Below are 1501 nucleotides of genomic sequence, written 5' to 3'. Positions count from 1 at the left end.
TAGTGATTCCGTGAGTAGTGGTGAGCGAAAGCGGATCAGGCTAAACCGTAGGCGTGTGATAGCCGGCAGGCGTTGCGTTTGCGGGGTTGTGGGACCCTCTGATGGTTTCTGCCGAGACCATAGACAGTAAGAAATCTTTCCGATAGTCGAAGCTTCTGGGAAGTGGCGCCGTAGACCGTGAGAGTCGGGTAGGCGAAATCGGTTGGACTGTTTGAGGGGATCCCAAGTAGCACGGGGCCCGAGAAATCCTGTGTGAATCTGCCAGGACCACCTGGTAAGCCTAAATACTCCCTGGTGACCGATAGTGAACAAGTACCGTGAGGGAAAGGTGAAAAGCGCCCCGGTGAGGGGTCGTGAAATAGTACCTGAAACCGTGTGCCTACAAGCCGTAGGAGCGTAAACGAGGGCTTGCTCTTGTTTGTGATGTGACTGCGTGCCTTTTGAAGAATGAGCCTGCGAGTTATGGTGTGTGGCGAGGTTAACCCGTGTGGGGGAGCCGTAGCGAAAGCGAGTCTGAATAGGGCGAATGAGTCGCATGCTGTAGACCCGAAGCGGAGTGATCTAGGCATGGGCAGGTTGAAGCGCGGGTAAGACCGCGTGGAGGACCGAACCCACCAGGGTTGAAAACCTGGGGGATGACCTGTGTTTAGGGGTGAAAGGCCAATCAAACTCCGTGATAGCTGGTTCTCCCCGAAATGCATTTAGGTGCAGCGTTGCGTGTTTCTTGCCGGAGGTAGAGCACTGGATGGCTAATGGGCCCGACAAGGTTACTGACGTCAGCCAAACTCCGAATGCCGGTAAGTGAGAGCGTGGCAGTGAGACTGCGGGGGATAAGCTCCGTAGTCGAGAGGGAAACAGCCCAGACCACCGACTAAGGCCCCTAAGCGTGTGCTAAGTGGGAAAGGATGTGGAGTCGCAGTGACAACCAGGAGGTTGGCTTAGAAGCAGCCACCCTTGAAAGAGTGCGTAATAGCTCACTGGTCAAGTGATTCCGCGCCGACAATGTAGCGGGGCTCAAGTACACCGCCGAAGTCGTGGCATTCACACATTATCCGAGCCTTTGTGGTTTAGGTGTGTGGGTGGGTAGGGGAGCGTCGTGCGGCCGGCGAAGCAGCGGAGTGATCCAGTTGTGGAGGCTGTGCGAGTGAGAATGCAGGCATGAGTAGCGAATCAGAAGTGAGAAACTTCTGCGCCGGATGACCAAGGGTTCCTGGGGCAGGCTAATCCGCCCAGGGTAAGTCGGGACCTAAGGCGAGGCCGACAGGCGTAGTCGATGGACAACGGGTTGATATTCCCGTACCCGCTACGATGCGCCAATACTGAATCCAGTGATACTAAGGGTCCTTAAGTCCCTAACGCCCTTCGGGGTGTGGGTGAGACTGAACGCCTGGCCTGAACTGGTAGTAGGTAAGCGATGGGGTGACGCAGGAAGGTAGCCCAGCCCAGGCGATGGTTGTCCTGGGGTAAGCATGTAGGGAGAGAGGTAGGCAAATCCGCCTCT

Annotated in this window: 1 rRNA gene; it reads left to right on the top strand. The window is 56.2% G+C overall.

Annotation, left to right across the window (positions count from 1 at the left end):
• Nucleotides 1-1501: ribosomal RNA gene (locus AB0B96_RS40815) — 23S ribosomal RNA — on the top strand; the annotation flags it as partial.

The sequence above is a fragment of the Streptosporangium sp. NPDC049046 genome, assembly GCF_040649155.1.
GTDB lineage: Bacteria > Actinomycetota > Actinomycetes > Streptosporangiales > Streptosporangiaceae > Streptosporangium.
Note: the sequence above shows the minus strand (reverse complement) of the source record. Positions and strands in the feature narration are given on the sequence as shown.